Raw genomic sequence first — 321 nt, 5'->3', positions numbered from 1 at the left:
ACTGTTCCGTCAATTGTCCGAAAGCCAGATCCTTGACCTTGTACTTGGTTTCGATAAACTCCCCGAGTGTCAGCCGCATATAGTGATAACCGGGATAAGTCCCTTTCGCACGGTCTATGCCGATACGTGCCTTAATGTCGTCACAGATTGCATCTGTCATTTTCATGAGAGTCATCTGCGTTTCCATGCTGCCTTGGAAATGATTCTTCACATCGGTGGCGTCAAAACCGACCTTACGGGATACAAGGCTGTCGAATGCGGCGTTTACCGCCAACAGCAGTTTTTCAATCCTGGCATTGGTTTCCACCGCTTCCTTGCTCT

The 321-nt window shown here is 48.9% G+C and carries 1 pseudogene; it reads right to left on the bottom strand.

Annotated features, from left to right (window positions below):
- A pseudogene (locus E5355_RS19275) lies at positions 1 to 321 on the bottom strand (site-specific integrase); the annotation flags it as partial.

This window comes from Bacteroides muris (ex Afrizal et al. 2022), from assembly GCF_004793475.1.
Lineage (GTDB): Bacteria > Bacteroidota > Bacteroidia > Bacteroidales > Bacteroidaceae > Bacteroides > Bacteroides muris.
This window is presented reverse-complemented; position numbering and strand designations above follow the sequence as displayed.